This window comes from Microbacterium yannicii, from assembly GCF_024055635.1.
In the GTDB taxonomy this organism is placed as follows: domain Bacteria; phylum Actinomycetota; class Actinomycetes; order Actinomycetales; family Microbacteriaceae; genus Microbacterium; species Microbacterium yannicii.
Map to the genome: position 1 here is coordinate 42,450 of NZ_JAMXMB010000034.1, position 17,743 is coordinate 60,192.

The window sequence follows — 17,743 nt, forward strand, 5'->3', positions numbered from 1 at the left end:
CCGTATCGTGCGGGCTCCCGCATCCCTTGCACCACCCCACCAGCGAAGGCCTCCGTGTGTCGAACCTCGCCGTCCTGAGTCTCAAGAACCGCGCCCTGATCGCGCTCATCACGATCGTCGCCGCCATCTTCGGCGGGCTCGCGCTCACGAACCTCAAGCAAGAGCTCATCCCCTCGATCGAGTTCCCCGCGCTCGTCGTCGTCTCCACCTACCCGGGCGCGTCGCCCGAGGTCGTGAGCAACGACGTGTCGGTGCCCATCGAGACCGCCATCCAGGGGGTTCCGGGGCTCGAGTCGTCGAGCGCGACGAGCACCACGAACGCCTCGATCGTGCAGGCGTCCTTCACCTACGGCACCGACCTCGCGACCGCCGAGCAGAAGATGACGCAGGCGATCAACCGCATCAAGAGCCAGCTTCCCGAGGGGGTCGATCCGAACGTCATCTCGGCGAGCATCGACGACTTCCCGGTGATCCAGCTGGCGGTCACCGGATACGACGACGAAGCGACGATCCAGGCCCAGCTCGAGGCATCCGTCGTTCCCGATCTGGAGGATGTCGACGGCGTCAACGCGGCGCAGATCGTCGGCGGCGTCGGCGAGCGCATCACGATCACGCCCGACCAGGCGGAGCTGGCCGCGTCGGGCTTCACCCAGCAGGCGATCAGCGACGCGCTCGAGCAGAACGGCGTGCTGTTCCCCGGCGGCGAGGTCACCGAGAACGACGAGACGCTCACGGTGCAGACCGGCTCGAAGATCACGTCAGTCGACGAGATCGCGGCCCTGCCGCTCGTGCCGTCGACGGGCGAGCAGCTGCAGGCCGGCGCGACGACGATCGGGGATGTCGCGACCGTTGTCGAGGAGACCGATCCGGTCACCACGGTCTCGCGTGTGAACGGCGAACCTGCCCTGACCATCGCGGTGACCAAGCTGCCGTCCGCCAACACCGTCGACGTGTCGCGCGGCGTGCTGGCGATCCTTCCGGACCTCGAGGACTCGCTCGACGGCGCCGAGTTCACTGTCGTCTTCGACCAGGCCCCCTACATCCAGGAGTCGATCGACACGCTCGCCAAGGAGGGGCTGCTCGGCCTCGTCTTCGCGGTCCTGGTGATCTTCATCTTCCTGCTGTCGGTGCGCTCGACGCTCGTCGCGGCGATCTCGATCCCGACGAGCCTGCTGATCACGTTCATCGGCCTGCAGGCGTTCGGCTACTCGCTGAACATCCTGACGCTCGGTGCGATCACCATCGCGATCGGGCGCGTGGTCGACGACTCCATCGTCGTCATCGAGAACATCAAGAGGCATTATGTCGGCGACGCCGACAAGAAGACCGCGATCCTGCGCGGCGTCCGCGAAGTGGCCTCGGCCATCACGGCGTCGACGATCGTGACCGTCGCGGTGTTCCTGCCCATCGCCTTCGTCGGCGACGTCACGGGCGAACTGTTCCGTCCGTTCGCGATGACCGTCACGATCGCGATGACCGCGTCGCTGTTCGTCGCGCTGACGATCGTGCCGGTGCTGGCCTACTGGTTCCTCAAGCCGGGAAAGCAGATCCTCGATGCCGAGGGCGCGGCGATCGACCCCGAAGACCCGTCCGCACCCCCGAGCCGCCTGCAGAAGGCGTACCTGCCGATCCTGCGCTGGACGCTCAAGCACTCCTGGGTGACGCTCGCGCTCGCCGTCCTGGTGCTCGTCGGCACGATCGCCCTGGCGCCGTTCATGAAGACGAACTTCCTGGGCGACTCGGGTCAGAACACCTTCACCATGACGCAGGACATCGGTCCGTCGCCCTCGCTCGAGGCCGAGAGCGCCGCGGCGGAGCAGGTCGAGGAGGTGCTCCTCGACATCGACGGCATCGACACGGTGCAGGTGTCGATCGGCTCGAGCGGCTCGGCGCTGCGCGACGCCTTCTCGGGCGGCGGCAGTGGCATCACGTACTCCATCACCACCGATTCCAACGCCGACCAGGTGGCACTGCGCCAGGAGGTGCAGGACGCCGTCGCCGAACTCGACGACGCAGGGGAGTTCAACGTCGCGGCGGGCGGCGGCGGATTCGGCTCGACGGACATCGCGATCGACGTGACGGCTCCCGATTCCGACACCCTGCAGACGGCGACGGATGCTGTCATCGCAGCGGTGGACGGCCAGGACGGCGTCGGCCAGGTCACGAGCAACCTCGCGGCCTCGCTGCCGTACATCGCCGTGACGGTGGACCGCGACAAGGCCGCCCAGCTCGGCCTGTCGGAGGTCGCCGTCGGCGCGCTGGTGTCGAACACGATGCAGCCGCAGTCCATCGGCACGGTCGAGATCGACGACACGTCGCTCACGGTCTACCTCGCGGCGTCTGAGACGCCGGCGTCGCTCGATGAGCTGCGCCAGCTGCAGGTGCCGAGCGCCACCGGCCCGATCGCGCTCGAAGAGGTCGCGACGGTCGAGCAGAGCGAGGGGCCCGCCTCGATCACGACCGAGGCCGGTGAGCGCACGTCGACCGTCACGGTGACCCCCTCGACCGACGACCTGGCCACCGCCTCCGCCTCGGTGACGACCGCCCTCGCCGACGCCGACCTGCCCGCGTCGGCCGACGCGACGCTCGGCGGTGTCGTGACGCAGCAGCAGGACGCGTTCTCGCAGCTCGGCCTCGCGCTGCTCGCCGCCATCCTGATCGTCTACATCGTGATGGTGGCCACGTTCAAGTCCCTGCGCCAGCCGCTGCTGCTGCTCGTGTCCGTGCCCTTCGCGGCGACGGGTGCGATCCTGTTGCAGATCATCACGGGTGTGCCGCTCGGCGTCGCCTCGCTCATCGGGGTGCTGATGCTGATCGGCATCGTGGTGACCAACGCGATCGTCCTCGTGGACCTGGTCAACCAGTACCGCGTGAAGGGCCTCACGGCCCACGACGCGACAGTCGCGGGCGGCTCGCGACGTCTGCGCCCGATCCTCATGACGGCGCTGGCCACGATCTTCGCCCTCACGCCGATGGCGCTCGGCATCACCGGGCAGGGCGGCTTCATCTCGCAGCCGCTGGCGATCGTCGTCATCGGCGGTCTGGTGTCGTCGACCGTGCTGACGCTCCTGGTGCTCCCGACGCTGTACAACCTCGTCGAGGGCGCCAAGGAGCGGCGCGCTGCCCGCCGGCGCGGCGACGACCAGGGTGGCGACGGCGGCCCGGCTCCGGAAGACGACGGTCCGACGGACGGTACGGATGCCGCGGACGAGCGCGAGCTCGTCGGCGCCGGTGTCGGCGCGGGAGTCGGCGCTGGGCTCGCTGCTGGTGCTGGTGCTGGTGCTGGTGCGGCGGGTGCCGGTGGTGGCGGTGCCGGAGGTGCGGGCCTCGCGGCCGGTGCCGCGGGCGCGGCCATGGCCGAGACCCGGCGTGCGCGGCGGCAGCGCGAGCGCGGCGGGGCGGTCGAGGCTGCAGAGATCGCCGTGCCCGTGATCGAGGAGGGGCCCGACGTCGAGGTGTCGGAATCGGCGCCCGCGCCCACGATCGTCGACGCCGCGCCCGGGCAGCCCGAGGAGCAGCCTGAGGCGTCCACCGAGTCCGACGCGCCGCTCGACGCCGGGGCCGACGTGCCGGTCGGGTCGCCGGCGCCCGTCATCGATGCCGTGCCGGCCGCTCAGCCCTCGGGCGACGTGACCGCTCAGCCGCTCGAGGTCACGGATGCCGCCGGCTCGGATGCCGCTGGACAGAGAGCCGCGGCCGCTGCGGAGGCGTTCGCGGTCACGGCTTCGGATGGTGCCGACGAGCCCGTCGCCGCACAGCCGGACGAGCCCGATGGGGTGAACGCGGACACGTCCGAGGCGGAGGCCGATTCGGCGGAGTTCACGGCGGTCGAAGCGGAAGGCGAAACGGGCGCCCCTCTCGAGTCCGACAGTGCGCCCGCAGAGCAGCTCGACACCCCGGCGGGCGAGCCGCAGCACGAGTCCTCGACCGATGCGGAAGACGAGCGCGAACACCAGTCCGAGGCGGTTTCCGTCGAGGAGCCCGAGACCGCGGCTGACGTCCAGGAGTCGGAAGCCGAGCCCGTCGTGGACGAGGCGCGTCCCTCGGACGAGCCCGAACCGCTGCAGACCGACGACGTCGAGGCGCGCCCTGGGTTCTCACCTGAGCCCGAGGCCCAGCACGAGCCGGAGGCCGACCGCGAGCAGCTGGCCGACCGCGAGCCGCAGTCTGAGGCGGAGGCCGAAGCCGAAGGTCAGCCCGGCGCCGCCGAGGAATCCGAGACGAACGAGGAGCCCGCTTCCGGCCGCGAGAGCGGGGACGGCGACGGTCGCCACGACGGCTGACGCCGGCCTCCAACGAGGCTGAACGGGGACGGTCCCCGCGCCCGCCGGGTGCGTGGGACCGTCTCCGTCTCCGCCCCGTGGGCGCGAGCTGTGACGTGACCCGCGGCGCGCCGGAGCCGGCAGCCGCTCGCCGAGCAGTCCCGCCGGCGGGTCGTCAGTTCTTCTTCAGCTCCTGGGCGAACATCACGAGGATGCCGCTGGGACCGCGGAGATACGTCAGCTTGTAGACGTCCTGATAGTTCGCAACGCCCCGGAGCGGATAGCAGCCGTGCCGCGCGGCGATCGCGAGCGCTTCATCGATGTCGTCGACGGAGAAGGCCACCCGGTGCATGCCGATCTCGTTCGGGAGAGTGGGCTCCGTCTCGATGGCCTCGGGATGGATGTACTCGAAGAACTCGAGCTGGCCGTGGCCGTCGGGCGTCTGGAGCACCGCGATCTTGGCGTGGTTGCCGTCGAGGCCGACCGCGGTGTCGGCCCACTCGCCGCTGACCGTGTCACGGCCGAGCACCGTGAGACCGAGGTCGGTGAAGAAGTCGATCGTGGCGTCGAGGTCGCGAACCGCGATGCCGACGTTTTCGAGTTTGATGGGCATGGGGGAATGCTACTGACCGCTCCCGACGCGGCGGTGGGAACCCTGTCGGACATCCCGGGAGGGCGACCGCGGGCGCGCGGTCGCACCCTGCCATCTAGTGCGCGGTCAGCCCCGACTGCCACCGGTGCTGCTCGCGGGCGAAGAGCATCGCGAAGATGCCCCACACGCCGATGTCGTCCGCGAAACCCAGCGGGCCCAGCAGCAGCTCGGGGATCAGGTCGATCGGCGCGAACGTGTAGACCACCGCGGCGATCGCGACGACCCATGTCGTCGGCGCGACGCGGTGCTCGCGACGCTTGACAGCTCTGAGGAATCTCCACCACATGCACCCAGTGTGCGCGTGCCGCCTGTCGGTCGGCCCGTCGAGACGGAATCGTGATCGTTCAGACAGCAGACACACAGCCCAGGTCAGCGGGTCACGGCTCTTCCCGGTCGGTCTCCTCGTCGGCCTTCTCATCCTCTTCCGGCTCGAACGTCGACGGTACGCCGGTATGTCCGGCCGCCACGCCGTCGGGCGCGTCGGGGATCGTGCCGTCGCGACCAAGGCCGCCCGGCTTGCGGGTGCCCTCGTCGTCCGTCGTCGGCTCTTCTGCGTTGCGGTCCATGTGAGGTGCCCTTCGTCGGTGGTGGAAAGATACGTCTGCCCGCGGTCGCACGGATCCCGCTTGACAAACGCGGCAGTGGCCTGGTTCGTGTGCGTGTCCGGTGACCCGACGCCGATGTCGGGGCACCGGCTACCGTGGGATGCATGGTCTTCGCGAACGCAGGGAGTCTGGGCGCTGCGCCGGGCCGGCGTGATGAGCTCGTGCACCACCTCACGCGTCGCAGCGACCATCTGCGCGACGTCGGCTGCCTTCTGTACGAGGTGGGCGTGAACGACGCGGAGCCCGACACGGTGTACGTGGTCGAGCTCTGGGAGAGCGCCGACGCACACCGTGCCTCGCTGGCGCTCCCCGAGGTGCAGGCCTCGATCGCAGCCGCCCGCCCGCTGCTGTCGGGAGAGTTCGGGGGATTCCGGTTCGAGGTCGTCGGGTCCCCCCTGCGGGACGGGCCTGCTCCCGGCCCCGCGCCGAAGCACGTTCCCGCGCCGGATGAGCCGAGCATCCCCGAGCTCGAAACCGATGAGACCATCGCTCCGCGCCCCGAGGAGGAGATCGCCGACATCCTGCGCGCCGAGCCCGATGTCGAGGACCACAGCCGCCGTCCTGGCTGAGCGCTTGCCGCGGCAGTGATCGGGATGCCGCGGGCCGCGGCATCCGTCCCTCTCAGTCCTGCTGGCCCGCGACCCCGAGGAAGCGGATGAAGACCGCGATCCACCCGAAGATCAGCGCGAACACGATGATCTCGAAGGCGGTGAGCGAGAAGAAGCCGACCGCCGGGATGAAGAGGATCACCGAGGCCGCCATCGCCGCGAGGAACGCCCACGATGCGACGAAGTAGGTGCGCGGCATCCCGCGGAGGAAGTTCGGCCCGCCGATGAGGAGGACCAGGAACATCGCCGCCATGCCGGACGCCGAGAGGTTGTGCAGGGCGAGGTTGACGTCGACGGGGAAGATGCCCACGCACGCGAGCATGATGCCCATCACCGCGAAGAGCACCGGCACGATGCGTGGGCCTCGCGGGTTCTCGAGCACGCCCGCGGCGGCGAGGGTCCGCATGTCGTTGGCGATGTAGACGGCGAAGGTCGTCACGAGCAGCCCTGCCGCGATGAGGGTGCCGTTGAACACCCAGCTCGACAGGTCGTCCTCGAAGGTGCCGAGATGGCTGAAGTGGATCGTCCACCACTTCGGGTCGGGCGTCGTGACCATGGCGGTCAGCGTGCCGATCGCGATGAAGGCGAGGAGCAGCGACGACATGCGCTGCGTCGTCATCGCCGAGACCGACAGGAAGACGACCCACGTGGTCATGCCCAGCGTCACCGCCATCAGCACGACGGACCAGAACGTCACGATCGGCAGTCCGATGAAGCCCATCGCGAGCACGCGATACAGCGCGTACACCGCCACGAACGCCAGCGCCGTGTGGACGATGACCACGGAGACGGTGTTCACGATGAACTTCCACGACGGCAGCGTCTGCCGCCACTCCTGACCGGGACGGTTGCGGGCGCGCCAGTACTCGGTGGTCGAGGCGGCGGCGGCGACCACCGCCGCGCCGCACGCCGCCCACACCCCGAAGGAGTCGGCTTGGCCGGCGATCTGCAGATCCGGTGCGAACACCCCCACGAGGAGTCCGTAGACGGCGCCGATCGCGCCGGCGGCCAGACCGGCGTAGACGGCCTGGGACTCGGCCCGGCGGCCGGGAGTCGGCGCCACCGTGTCGGGCAGCGGCGACGTGTTGCTGGTGCTCACGAGGTCAGAGTACGACCGCCGCCGGGCGTGCGGGGCGTTCGGCGCGACACGATCTCGCAGAGATGCGAGGGCGGCGCGTCTCGCGGGGGCTCAGGCGCCGCGCTGCAGCCAAGGACGCAGCATCCGTGTCACCCATGGCAGCACCGCGTACGTCATCACCGGGGTGAGCAGCACCGTCGCCAGCAGCACGCGTGCGATCAGCGGCCACTCCGAGAACCCGGGGACGAAGCCCAGGAGCCACGACGCGAGGAGATTCGTGGGGAAGAAGCCGAGCCAGATCGTGACGGCCTGCTTCCAGCGCGGCGGGGCGGGCGGGATGGGCTGGAGAATCGGTCCGGTGGGCGGTGACGCAGCGCCATGCGGATGCCGCGACTCGACGTCCGTCGCGAACGGAGCGTCGAACCACCCCTCGATGCCGGTGCGTCGCTCGACCCTGACCTCGTCCGCGAAGGCGCGCCCGGAATCGAGCCACCACGAACGCTGCGGCGAATCCTCCCAGGCCTCGAGGGTCGGGATGTCGCGGAAGCGGTAGAGCATGTACCAGAGGTCGCTGCCCTCGCCGGCGCGGACCCAGCCCGAGCCGAGGAAGCCCGCGAAGCCGGTCGCGAGGTCGGTTCCGGCTTGCATCCAGCTGGTGGCTTCGGCAGTGCGGGAGGGGTCGATGCGCCGTTCGATCGCGACGGTGATGGGGTGGGCCACAGGTTCTGCCATGGCACCCATTCTGCGGTCGAGCGCGTCCTCACGCGGCGCACGCGGGCGGGCGCGCGGGTGGCGGGGGCCATCGCGAGGGTGCGGGGGAGCGCCAGCAGCCAGGCGCCCATCGTCACGAAGGCGACGAACTCGAAGAGGGCCAGCGTGATGAAGCCCGCGGTCAGCACGACCATGCCGGCGGCGAGCAGTGCGACGCAGTACGCGGTGATGCGGCGGAACCGGCGGCTGCGCCCCGGAATCGCGAGACCGGTGGCGACGGTCGCGAGGAACGACAGGCCCAGGCCTGTCGCGATGAGGTCGTGCATGACGGCGCTCACCGGGATGGGAACGAGTCCCACGGCGGTGAGGTGGAGGCCCGCCGACGTGACCGCCCCTCGGAAGCCGCGAGCCGTGCGGCGACCCATGCCCGTGGGAAGCGCGACGGCGACCAGCACGCCGTAGGCGGCCAGGAAGAACCCCGAGAAGATCGTGACGGAGTTGAACGCACGACCCGAGAAATCGGAGTGCGTGCCCAGCTGTGAGAAGTGGTGGTGCCACCACGTCGGGTCGTGGCTGGTCAACACGGAGACGAGGACGCCGACCGGGAGCGACAGCACGGCCAGTCGTCCGACGCGGTGGGCCAGGACCGCATGGTCGGCGGTGCGAGCGGGCGGCGCCTCCGCAGGCGTCGCGGCGGGTGCGGCATCCGGTCTCGGTGGGTCGGCGTCGTCCGCCGTCGCCGCGTGAGCGGCCCGGGGCGAGGGGGCGGTGGCACGGTGAGCGGTCGCGCGCGGGCGGGCGGCTCGGATGGCAGCGGCGCTTCCAGGCGGCAGCATGGCGGCCGCGCTGGGTGCGTCGGAAAGGGTCGTGGGAGGCATTCGACTCACGATCGGTTCTATTCGACGCACCCGATGCCGACATCCCCCAAAGACCCCGACACCGAGGCCCGCCGGTTCTGACGACAATTCCCCAGTTCAGCAACGAGTGCTGTTCAGCGGCGAGCCGCTGGATCTTACAGTAGCCGGGTCTCGTGGGAGAATGCCCCGCGGAGGTCGGACCGGTTGTGCACGCGGTGCACAGCGCTCGTGCAGGCGGGGCCGGGTACGCTTGCGATGTCGGCTCTGGACACCGCGCGTGGCGCGGATGGGTTTGTGAGTCTTTGGGGCCGATGGTCTGGGCACGTCCGCCCTGACGACCATCACATCGAATGGCCCCCGGCCCACGAAGAGTCCGGGTTACTCCCCGCCGCTGAGAGCGGCATCGCGCCGCGCGCAGGGGAGCGCTGTTCCGCGAGAACAACCCAGCGAAGGACACCACCGTGCCCAAGAACAAGAAGCCGGCCGGCGGCCGCGCCGCCAAGAACTTCGAGCCGCGCTACGGCGCGAAGTCGAGCTATCAGGATCGCAAGCGCCGTCCCGGCGAGTCGTCGTCCGGTCAGGCGGGCAGCCGCAGCGCCGGCCACCGCGGCCACCGACCTACGGAGACGGATGCCGTGGCCAAGGGTCGCTGGAACGCCCAGGAGCGTGCGGGCCGAGACGAAGCACGCGCCATCCGCACTCACGCCCGCGATGACCGCCCGGCGCGTTCGCAGGGTGACCGTCCGGTGCGTTCGTACGACGACCGCCCCCGCCGCGACGACCGTCCGGCGCGTTCGTACGACGACCGCGCCCGCCGCGACGACCGCCCGGCGCGTTCGTACGACGACCGCCCCCGCCGGGACGATCGTCCGGCCCGTTCGCAGGGTGACCGTCCGGTCCGTTCGTACGGGGATCGCCCGGCGCGTTCGTATGACGACCGCCCGGCCCGTTCGTACGGTGAGCGTCCGGCTCGTTCGTACGATGACCGTCCCCGTCGGGACGATCGTCCGGCCCGTTCGCAGGGTGATCGTCCGGCCCGCTCGTACGGGGATCGTCCGGCTCGTTCGTATGACGACCGTCCCCGCCGGGACGATCGTCCGGCCCGCTCCCAGGGTGACCGTCCGGCTCGTTCCTACGACGACCGTCCCCGTCGGGACGACCGTCCGGCCCGTTCGTACGACGACCGTCCCCGCCGGGACGACCGTCCGGCCCGCCCGCAGATCGATCGCCCCCGTGGCGACGGGGCGGCGAATCGCTCGGATTGGAACGCTCCCGCCCGCACCGCGGCCTACGACGCGCACGTCGACGTCGTGCACGAGCGCCTGCAGGCCGAGGCTGTCCAGGCGGGCGAGGTCGCCGAGACGACCTTCGCCGATCTCGGGCTCGGCGACAACATCGTGGGCGCCCTGGCCGAACTGGGCGCCGCGGCGCCGTTCCCGATCCAGGCCGCGACGATCCCGCCGATCCTCGGCGGCAAGGACGTGCTCGCGCGTGGCCGCACCGGTTCCGGCAAGACCATCGCCTTCGGCGCGCCGCTCGTCGAGAGCGTGCTGCGCTCGCAGGCCGGGAAGCGCCGCGAGTTCGGTCGCGCCCCGAAGGCGCTGATCCTGGCCCCGACGCGCGAGCTGGCGCTCCAGATCGACGGCACGATCCAGCCGATCGCGCGCAGCGTCGGCCTGTTCACGACGCAGATCTACGGCGGCGTGCCGCAGGGTCGTCAGGCGGGCGCGCTGAAGCGGGGCGTCGACATCGTCATCGGCACCCCCGGCCGCATCGAGGATCTCGTCAACCAGGGCAAGCTCGATCTCTCCGAGATCCGCATCGTGGTGCTCGACGAGGCCGACCACATGTGCGAGCTCGGGTTCCTCGAGCCGGTGCAGCGCATCCTCCGTCACACCGCCGAGGGCAGCCAGAAGCTCCTCTTCTCGGCCACGCTCGACCGCGAGGTCGCAGCGCTCGTCGACGAGTTCCTGGTCGAGCCCGCCGTCTACGAGGTGGCCGGTGAAGACCAGGATTCCGGCACGATCGAGCATCGCGTCCTCGTGATCGAGCACCGCGAGAAGGCCGAGATCCTCGATTCGCTTGTCAGCCGCAGCGGCAAGACGCTCGTCTTCGCCCGCACCCGCGCCTACGCCGAGATGCTCGCCGACCAGTTCGACGACGCCGGCATCCACGCGGTCGCGCTTCACGGCGACCTCAACCAGGCCAAGCGCACCCGCAACCTGGAGAAGCTGACCTCCGGCCGGGTCAACGTGCTGGTGGCGACGGATGTCGCGGCACGAGGCATCCACGTCGACGACATCGATCTGGTGATCCAGGCCGACGCGCCCGACGAGTACAAGACCTACCTGCACCGTTCGGGCCGCACCGGCCGCGCCGGACGCTCGGGCACCGTGGTGACGCTCATCACGCGTCAGCGCCGCCGCCGCATGGGCGAGCTGCTGGATCGCGCCGAGATCGACGCGCCGTTCGAGGAGGTCGCCCTCGGCGACGACCTGCTCGAGGAGCTCTCGGGTCGTCAGCTGGCGGACGTCGACAGCTGATCGCGCTGCCCGGCGAAGCCGAGCATCATGGCGAAGGCGGGCGTCCCTCCGGGGGTGCCCGCCTTCGCCCGTCTCGCGGAGACGGCGTTCGGTTCGGGAGGCGCGTTCTGTTGCTTCCGCGTCGCGGTTGCCGCGCGTCGTGACCCCCGAACCGGGCCATGACCCCCCGGGAGTGGGATGCCGGCGGCTGTCGTCAGTCGGCGGCGGCGGCGCCGATAGACGCGACCAGGGTGGGGTTGGCGCCGAGAGCCGTCAGACGGGAGCGCAGCGCGACCTCGGCGCGGCGGTAGGGCTCGTCGCTCACGTAGAGCAGGGAGCGGGTGTTCGCCGCCTCGAGGAAGGACACCATCTCGAACGTGAGCTGAGCGGCGTCGTCGAGCAGGGGCAGCTCGCCGGCCGCCATGGCGTGCTCGATGCTTCCGGTGAGGTAGTCCTCCCAGTCGACGGATGCCGCGACGATGGCGTCACGGACGATGCCGGGCTTGGCGTCGAACTCGACGGAGGTCGCGGCGAAGAAGCACCCGCCGCTGAAGACCCGGTCGCGTGAGTACGCCAGCCAGTCCGATAGCAGTGCGCACACGCGCGCGAGGCCGCGAGGCGTACGCGCGCGCGCCGGTGCCACCACGCGATCGATGAACACCTCGCGGGCCGCAGCGACCACAGCGAGCTGCAGCTGCTCCTTGGAACCGAACAGGGTGGCGATCCCGCTCTTGCTGTGCCCCGAGGCATCCGCCAGCCGGCCGATCGTCAGCCCGTCGAGCCCATCGACCGTAGCCGTGTCGACCGCGTGCGCGAGGACCGCGCGGCGAGACTCATCGCCGCGGACGCGGCGGCGATCGATGGGGGCTTGTGTCACGTCCCGAGGTTACCGTACGATCGTTCGTATTCATAAGTACGATCGTTCGTATTCATCGGATCGGAGCACCATGAATCCCGCCTTCGCCGCAGCCGGCGCCTCCATTCGCGCGGTGAGCGCGCTGTCTCCGCGAGCCGGGGCCGCTATCGCCATGCCCCTGTTCGCCTCTGTCGCGAAACCGCGCCCGGTGCACGACGACGACGCCGCCACGATGTCGCAGGCTCGGCGGCGCACGGTGCGCATTCCGGGCGTCGATCGACGCGGCGTCGAGGTCGTCACCTACGAGTGGGGACGTGGTCCGCGCACGGTGGTGCTGTCGCACGGGTGGCTCGGTCGTGCGAGCCAGTTCTCGCGCCTCGTGCGTGAGCTCGTCGCCGAGCAGTATCGCGTGGTCGCCTTCGACGGTCCCGCGCACGGCGAGTCTGGCGGACGCCAGATGTATCTCGTCGACTGGCTCGATGTGTACGCCGATCTGCAGCAGCGCCATGGTGCCTTCGAGGCGATGATCGGCCACTCGTTCGGTGGGCTCGCGACGCTCGTCGCCGTCGCCGGAGGGACGGATGCCGCACGGGTCGTCACGATATCGTCGCTGGCCGATGCCGACGAGCTGCTGCGTCAGTTCCAGCGTATGGTCGGGTACTCGGATGCCGTCACGGTGCGCCTGCGTGAACGCTTCGCCGCCCGGTACTTCCCCGGCGACCCCGATCCGTTCGCGTGGCTCTCAGCCGTGCGCCGCCCACTGCCCGCCGGGGTGCCGCTGCTGATCACGCACGACGAGAGGGACCGTTTCGTGCCGTTCGGCGAGTCGGTGCGCATCCGGTCCGCGAACCCCGATGCGACCTTCCTCCCGACGACGGGTCTGGGGCACAACCGGATCCTGGGGGCGGACGTCGTCCTCGACGCGGTGCTCGAGCATCTCGAGTCGCCCGTCGGCGCCCCGGCTGGCGTGCTCGAGCGCCCTGCTGCGACGGTCGAGCCGGGGATACCGGTCGACCAGCCGGCGACACCGGTCCCCGTGTAAGTACCGGCGGTTCAGAACAGCCGGGCGGATGCCTCCTCACCCGGTGTGAGACGAGCCGCCGCCGCGCGCAGCGAAGTGGCGGCCGCGCGTCCGCGCGACGTCGTGACGATGGGCGGCGCGCTGCGGGCATCGGCTCGGTCGGCCAGCCCGGCGACGGGTGTACCGCGAGGGCTCTCGTCCTCGGCGCTGCCGTCGAGACCGTGCACGCGCAGGAGGGGTCGGACCCGCCTCGCAAGCCATGCGCGGTACGCCTTCGGGGCGGTGGTCGTCACGCCGGGGTAGAGGCCGCGGTAGGACGACACGAGCTCGGGGTGGCGCTCCGCCAGCCACTGCAGGAACCACTCCTTCGCACCGGGGCGCAGGTGCAGGGCGCCGTACACGACGCGCACGGCGCCCGCCGACTTGATGCGGCTGAGCGCGTGGTCGATCGCGGCGATCGAATCCGTGAGGTGCGGAATGATCGGCATCAGGAACACGGTGACGCGGAAACCGGCCTCGGTCGCCGCCCGCACCGTCTCGAGGCGCGCGGTCGCGTTCGGCGTGCCCGGTTCGATGAGGTGCTGCAACTCGTCGTCGAACACCGCGATCGACATCGCGAGCGTCACGTGCACGTCTGCCGCGGCATCCTTCAGCAGCGGCAGATCGCGCCGCAGCAGCGTGCCCTTCGTGAGGATCGAGAACGGCGTCCCCGACTCCGTCAGCGCCGAGACGATGCCGGGCATGAGCTTGTAGCGCCCCTCGGCACGCTGATACGGGTCGGTGTTCGTTCCGAGCATCACCGGATCGTGCTGCCAGCTGCCGCGACGCAGCTCTTTCTGCAGCACATCGGCGACGTTCACCTTGACGACGACCTGGGTGTCGAAGTCCCGCCCGGCGTCGAGCTCGAGGTATTCGTGCGTCCCCCGCGCGAAGCAGTTGTGACTGATGACGCCGTTCGCGATGAAGTCGCCCGTGCCGGTCGTGATGTCGACCATGTCGATGTCGTGCCCGAGGTCCTCGATGCTGACGATCTTCAGATCGGCGACCGTCTTCACCGCGGTTCCGACGATGTCGAGCTTTCGCGTGATGGCTGGCTCGGTGGGCCCCAGAGCTGTTCGACCGCCCAGACCGAAACCCATCAGGCGGTTGCTGGTCGTGAGATAGGGGCGCCGATCGCTGCCGCTCATCGCGCCGATGACGTGTTTCCATCCACGTTCGGTCAGGAATCGATGGTCACCGCTCGCGACGAGCTCCGTTCCGTCGGCGAGCGTCACGCGGAACGCACGCTTGCGGGTGGCCCACTTCGCCCTCACCTCTGTGCGGACATAGCGTCGGTAGTCACCGCTCTGCTCCGTTCCGATGATCTCCTGGCCGATCGTCAGCTCGTCGATGCGCCGCTGGCGGCCGTCTGCGCAGAGCACGAGAGTGTCGGGGCTGACGCAGTAGACGCAGGCATGGCTGCAGCCGCGGTAGGGATTCACCGTCCAGTCGAAGGGCATGGCCGAAGCGCTCGGCACACGGTTGAGCGCGGACTTGCAGAGCACCTCGTGGAAGGTCACGCCGGCGAACTCGGGCGTCGTCACCGAGCGCACCAGACCGTTCAGCTGTTCGAGGCCGGGCAGGGCTGCGGCATCCGATACACCCAGTTCTTGACCCTGCCAACGCATGGATCCATGAGAACAAAGCTTCGAACTTAAGTCAAGACGCCGCGCGAGTGAGTAGAACATCGACGGACAGGACGCCGTCCGACTGGTCAAAGCGCCTCGTCACGACCAGAATGGCAGGCGTGACGGAGCCTGGCGGGCTCGCTACCCCCCGAGCCGCCCCGATGACTCGTCGTGCCGCTCGAGCGATGCGCGAGGAGGCGGATGGCCGCGCCCGCAGCGCGCAGGTCCGGCCCAGAGCGGACCCGGTGGTGGCCTTCGAATCGCCGGGCGAGGACTTCGTGCCGAGCTCGCTGTCGGATGCCGCGCCTTCGGCGCTGCCCCCCGAGCTCCGCCCCCCGTCAGCCGAGTCCGCACCCGCGCCGCCGGCCGCCTCCCCACCCGCGCCCGACACGCAGCTCGGAACGTCGGCCGCGCACGCTGTGCCGCCCCTCGGCGTTCGGCCACGCGGCCGGATCGGGAGTCCGGGGCGTCGCGCCGTCAGCGAGCGGCGGGCTGCCCGCGCCGCCGAGCTGCTGGCGGTCGACGAGACGGCACTCCCCGTGCGCCATGCCCGGCCGCGGCGGATCACGCGGCGGCTCGTCGTCGTCGCGGGTCTCGCCACGGGTGCTGCCCTGCTGCTCGGATCGGCGGCGATGACCGCCATGATGCTGCCCACGCTGCCCTCCGGCGCCGGCGACGCCGCGCTCTCGCTGACGGCCGAGCCGCGCCACGTCGATCAGCTCCCCGTGCCGCAGGTCGAGCAGTCGCCACCTGCCGCCGACATCTGCACGCTGCCTGCCGTGACAGCCGCGATCCAGGGCGGCGATGACGCCGCGGCGATCCTCGCGGCCGGCGGCGGTGAGGCGTTCCGCTCCGCCGTGGTGGACGGCCGGGCGCCCTGCGTGAACCTGGGCGACTCCGCCCGCATCTGGACCGTCGTCGACAAGATCCGCCCCACGAGCCCCGTCGACTACCGGCCGAGCGGGCTCGTCCTTCCCGACGGGGTGCGCAACGTCGAAGGCGGCGCACTGCGCTCGGACGCGGCATCCGCTCTCGCGTCGCTCGTCACCGGTGCGCGGACCGCAGGGGTCGGCGAGATCGCCCTCGAGAGCGGCTTCCGTTCGTACCAGACGCAGCAGGAGACCTACGAGCGCCATGTTGCCGAACGCGGCGACGGGGCCGACCAGGTGAGTGCGCGCCCCGGCTACAGCGAGCATCAACTCGGCCTCGGCGCGGACGTCGTGGCGTGCGCGGGCGCGTGCGGCACGCTCGACGACCTCGCGGCCTCGGCGCAGGGCCAGTGGATCGTCGAGCACGCGTGGGAGCACGGCTGGATCGTCCGCTATGTGGAGGGCGCCACTCCGGTGACCGGGTACAACCCCGAACCCTGGCATCTGCGCTACATCGGCACGGAGCTCGCCCAGGCCTACCACGACGGCGGGTGGACATCCCTCGAGGAGTTCTTCGGCCTCGACCCGGCGCCGGCGTATCTCGGCTGACGCCGTCGTTCCGACCTCGCCTCGGCATGGTCACGGCGCCGGCGACATCGCGCCGCTGCGGCGGCGACCCCTGCCCCAACGAAGGCGCTGCCGAGCCGCTCGTGGCATCTGTCCGGTGAAACTGAGTACCATATGCGGTGAGATGCAATTCCAATCAGGAAGCGTCTCCACGCACTCGAACTCAGCGAAGAGAAGACCGACGAGAGGAAGGCGCACCAATGGAGCGCGACATCTACGACGAAGATCACGAGGCGTTCCGCGACGTCGTCAAGGAGTTCGTCAAGCGCTATGCGACGAACGAGGCGCGTGAGCGCTGGGACGCCGAGGGCGAGATCGACCGCGCCACCATGCTCGCCGCCGGCGAGTCGGGCCTCATCGGCCTCTCGGTGCCGGAGGAGTTCGGCGGCGCCGGCATGCTCCAGGACTACCGATTCCGCACGATCGTGAACGAAGAGGTCATCGGCGCCGGCGCCGGATCGCTCGCGGGCGCCTTCGGCATCCAGGACGACCTCGCGGTGCCGTACATCGTGCACATGGGCACGCAGGAGCAGAAGGAGAAGTGGCTGCCGGGCATGGCGACCGGCGAGATCCTCGGCGCGCTCGCGATGACCGAGCCGGGCGCGGGCAGCGACCTGCGCGGCATCAAGACCACCGCGAAGCGGGTCGAGGGCGGCTACGTCGTGAACGGCGCCAAGACCTTCATCTCGAGCGGCAAGACCGCCGACATCGTGGTCACCTTCGTCAAGACCGGCGAGGGCAACCGTCCCGACGCCTTCAGCCTGCTCATCATCGAGAACGGCATGGAGGGCTTCGACCACGGCAAGAAGCTCCACAAGATGGGCTCGCACGGCCACGACACCGCCGAGCTGTCGTTCAGCGACGTCTTCGTGCCGGAGGAGAACCTCATCAGCGGCAAGGAGGGTCAGGGCTTCATCCAGCTCATGATGAACCTGCCGCTGGAGCGCCTGTCCATCGGCATCGCCGCGGGCTCGGCCGCGCAGGCTGCCCTCGCGTGGACCGTCGACTACACGAAGAGCCGTGAGGCCTTCGGCGAGCGGATCATCGACTTCCAGAACACCCGCTTCAAGCTGGCGGATGTCGCCACCACCGTCGACGTGATGTGGGCGTACCTCGACCGGGCGCTCCTCGCCTACAAGGACGGCAAGCTGTCGGCTGAGGAGGCGGCGAAGGTCAAGTTCTGGACGACCGAGCGCGAATGGGAGATCCTCGACACCTGCGTGCAGCTGCACGGCGGCTACGGCTACATCACCGAGTACCCGATCGCCCGTGCGTTCCTCGACGCCCGCGTCCACCGCATCTACGGCGGCACGAACGAGATCATGCGCGAGATCGTCGGTCGTCAGATCGCCGGCAAGCGCTGAGTCCCAGCGGTCCCTGAGCCTGTCGAAGGGACGGATGCCGCGGC

General features: G+C 70.2%; 12 protein-coding genes and 2 pseudogenes. 6 read left to right on the forward strand and 8 right to left on the reverse strand.

What is annotated here, in order from left to right:
• Positions 1 to 56: 56 nt before the first annotated feature.
• A pseudogene (locus NCG93_RS14125) lies at positions 57 to 3,206 on the forward strand (efflux RND transporter permease subunit); the annotation flags it as partial.
• 1,231 nt (positions 3,207 to 4,437) lie between these two features.
• Here the strand turns inward: NCG93_RS14125 and NCG93_RS14130 are convergent.
• From NCG93_RS14130 to NCG93_RS14140, 3 genes are all read right to left on the reverse strand, one after another.
• Complete coding sequence (locus NCG93_RS14130; protein WP_194412033.1) at positions 4,438 to 4,875, reverse strand: VOC family protein; 438 nt, start codon at positions 4,873 to 4,875, stop codon at positions 4,438 to 4,440.
• A gap of 94 nt (positions 4,876 to 4,969) precedes the next feature.
• Positions 4,970 to 5,200, reverse strand: coding sequence for a YkvA family protein (locus NCG93_RS14135; protein WP_206687270.1), 231 nt, complete (start codon positions 5,198 to 5,200; stop codon positions 4,970 to 4,972).
• 91 nt (positions 5,201 to 5,291) lie between these two features.
• A complete protein-coding gene (locus tag NCG93_RS14140; protein ID WP_194412031.1) occupies positions 5,292 to 5,480 on the reverse strand; it encodes a hypothetical protein in 189 nt (62 codons plus the stop codon).
• Positions 5,481 to 5,623: 143 nt separating this feature from the next.
• On the opposite strand from NCG93_RS14140, the gene NCG93_RS20375 reads away from it, so the two are divergent.
• On the forward strand, positions 5,624 to 6,088 hold the full coding sequence (locus NCG93_RS20375) for a putative quinol monooxygenase (RefSeq protein ID WP_308212175.1): 465 nt from the start codon (positions 5,624 to 5,626) through the stop codon (positions 6,086 to 6,088).
• Between the two features lie 52 nt (positions 6,089 to 6,140).
• Here NCG93_RS20375 and NCG93_RS14150 read toward each other — a convergent pair whose 3' ends face one another.
• From NCG93_RS14150 to NCG93_RS20450, 3 genes and pseudogenes are all read right to left on the reverse strand, one after another.
• Complete coding sequence (locus NCG93_RS14150) at positions 6,141 to 7,226, reverse strand: DUF998 domain-containing protein (protein WP_252787560.1); 1,086 nt, start codon at positions 7,224 to 7,226, stop codon at positions 6,141 to 6,143.
• A gap of 90 nt (positions 7,227 to 7,316) precedes the next feature.
• Complete coding sequence (locus NCG93_RS14155) at positions 7,317 to 7,946, reverse strand: antibiotic biosynthesis monooxygenase (protein ID WP_194412030.1); 630 nt, start codon at positions 7,944 to 7,946, stop codon at positions 7,317 to 7,319.
• A gap of 137 nt (positions 7,947 to 8,083) precedes the next feature.
• Positions 8,084 to 8,794: pseudogene (locus NCG93_RS20450) on the reverse strand (DUF998 domain-containing protein); the annotation flags it as partial.
• 440 nt (positions 8,795 to 9,234) lie between these two features.
• Between NCG93_RS20450 and NCG93_RS14160 the strand changes: the two are divergent.
• Positions 9,235 to 11,316: a DEAD/DEAH box helicase gene (locus NCG93_RS14160; protein WP_194412029.1), complete on the forward strand. Its 2,082-nt coding sequence runs from the start codon at positions 9,235 to 9,237 to the stop codon at positions 11,314 to 11,316.
• Between the two features lie 193 nt (positions 11,317 to 11,509).
• On the opposite strand, the gene NCG93_RS14165 is transcribed toward NCG93_RS14160, so the two are convergent.
• Positions 11,510 to 12,172: a TetR/AcrR family transcriptional regulator gene (locus NCG93_RS14165; RefSeq protein ID WP_194412028.1), complete on the reverse strand. Its 663-nt coding sequence runs from the start codon at positions 12,170 to 12,172 to the stop codon at positions 11,510 to 11,512.
• 151 nt (positions 12,173 to 12,323) lie between these two features.
• Here NCG93_RS14165 and NCG93_RS14170 point away from each other — a divergent pair, with 151 nt between their 5' ends.
• On the forward strand, positions 12,324 to 13,193 hold the full coding sequence (locus tag NCG93_RS14170) for an alpha/beta hydrolase (RefSeq protein ID WP_194412027.1): 870 nt from the start codon (positions 12,324 to 12,326) through the stop codon (positions 13,191 to 13,193).
• Positions 13,194 to 13,204: 11 nt separating this feature from the next.
• Here NCG93_RS14170 and NCG93_RS14175 read toward each other — a convergent pair whose 3' ends face one another.
• Complete coding sequence (locus NCG93_RS14175) at positions 13,205 to 14,839, reverse strand: Rv2578c family radical SAM protein (RefSeq protein ID WP_194412026.1); 1,635 nt, start codon at positions 14,837 to 14,839, stop codon at positions 13,205 to 13,207.
• Positions 14,840 to 15,087: 248 nt separating this feature from the next.
• Between NCG93_RS14175 and NCG93_RS14180 the strand changes: the two genes are divergently transcribed.
• Complete coding sequence (locus NCG93_RS14180; RefSeq protein ID WP_194412025.1) at positions 15,088 to 16,317, forward strand: M15 family metallopeptidase; 1,230 nt, start codon at positions 15,088 to 15,090, stop codon at positions 16,315 to 16,317.
• Between the two features lie 218 nt (positions 16,318 to 16,535).
• On the forward strand, positions 16,536 to 17,699 hold the full coding sequence (locus NCG93_RS14185; protein ID WP_194412024.1) for an acyl-CoA dehydrogenase family protein: 1,164 nt from the start codon (positions 16,536 to 16,538) through the stop codon (positions 17,697 to 17,699).
• Positions 17,700 to 17,743: the final 44 nt, after the last annotated feature.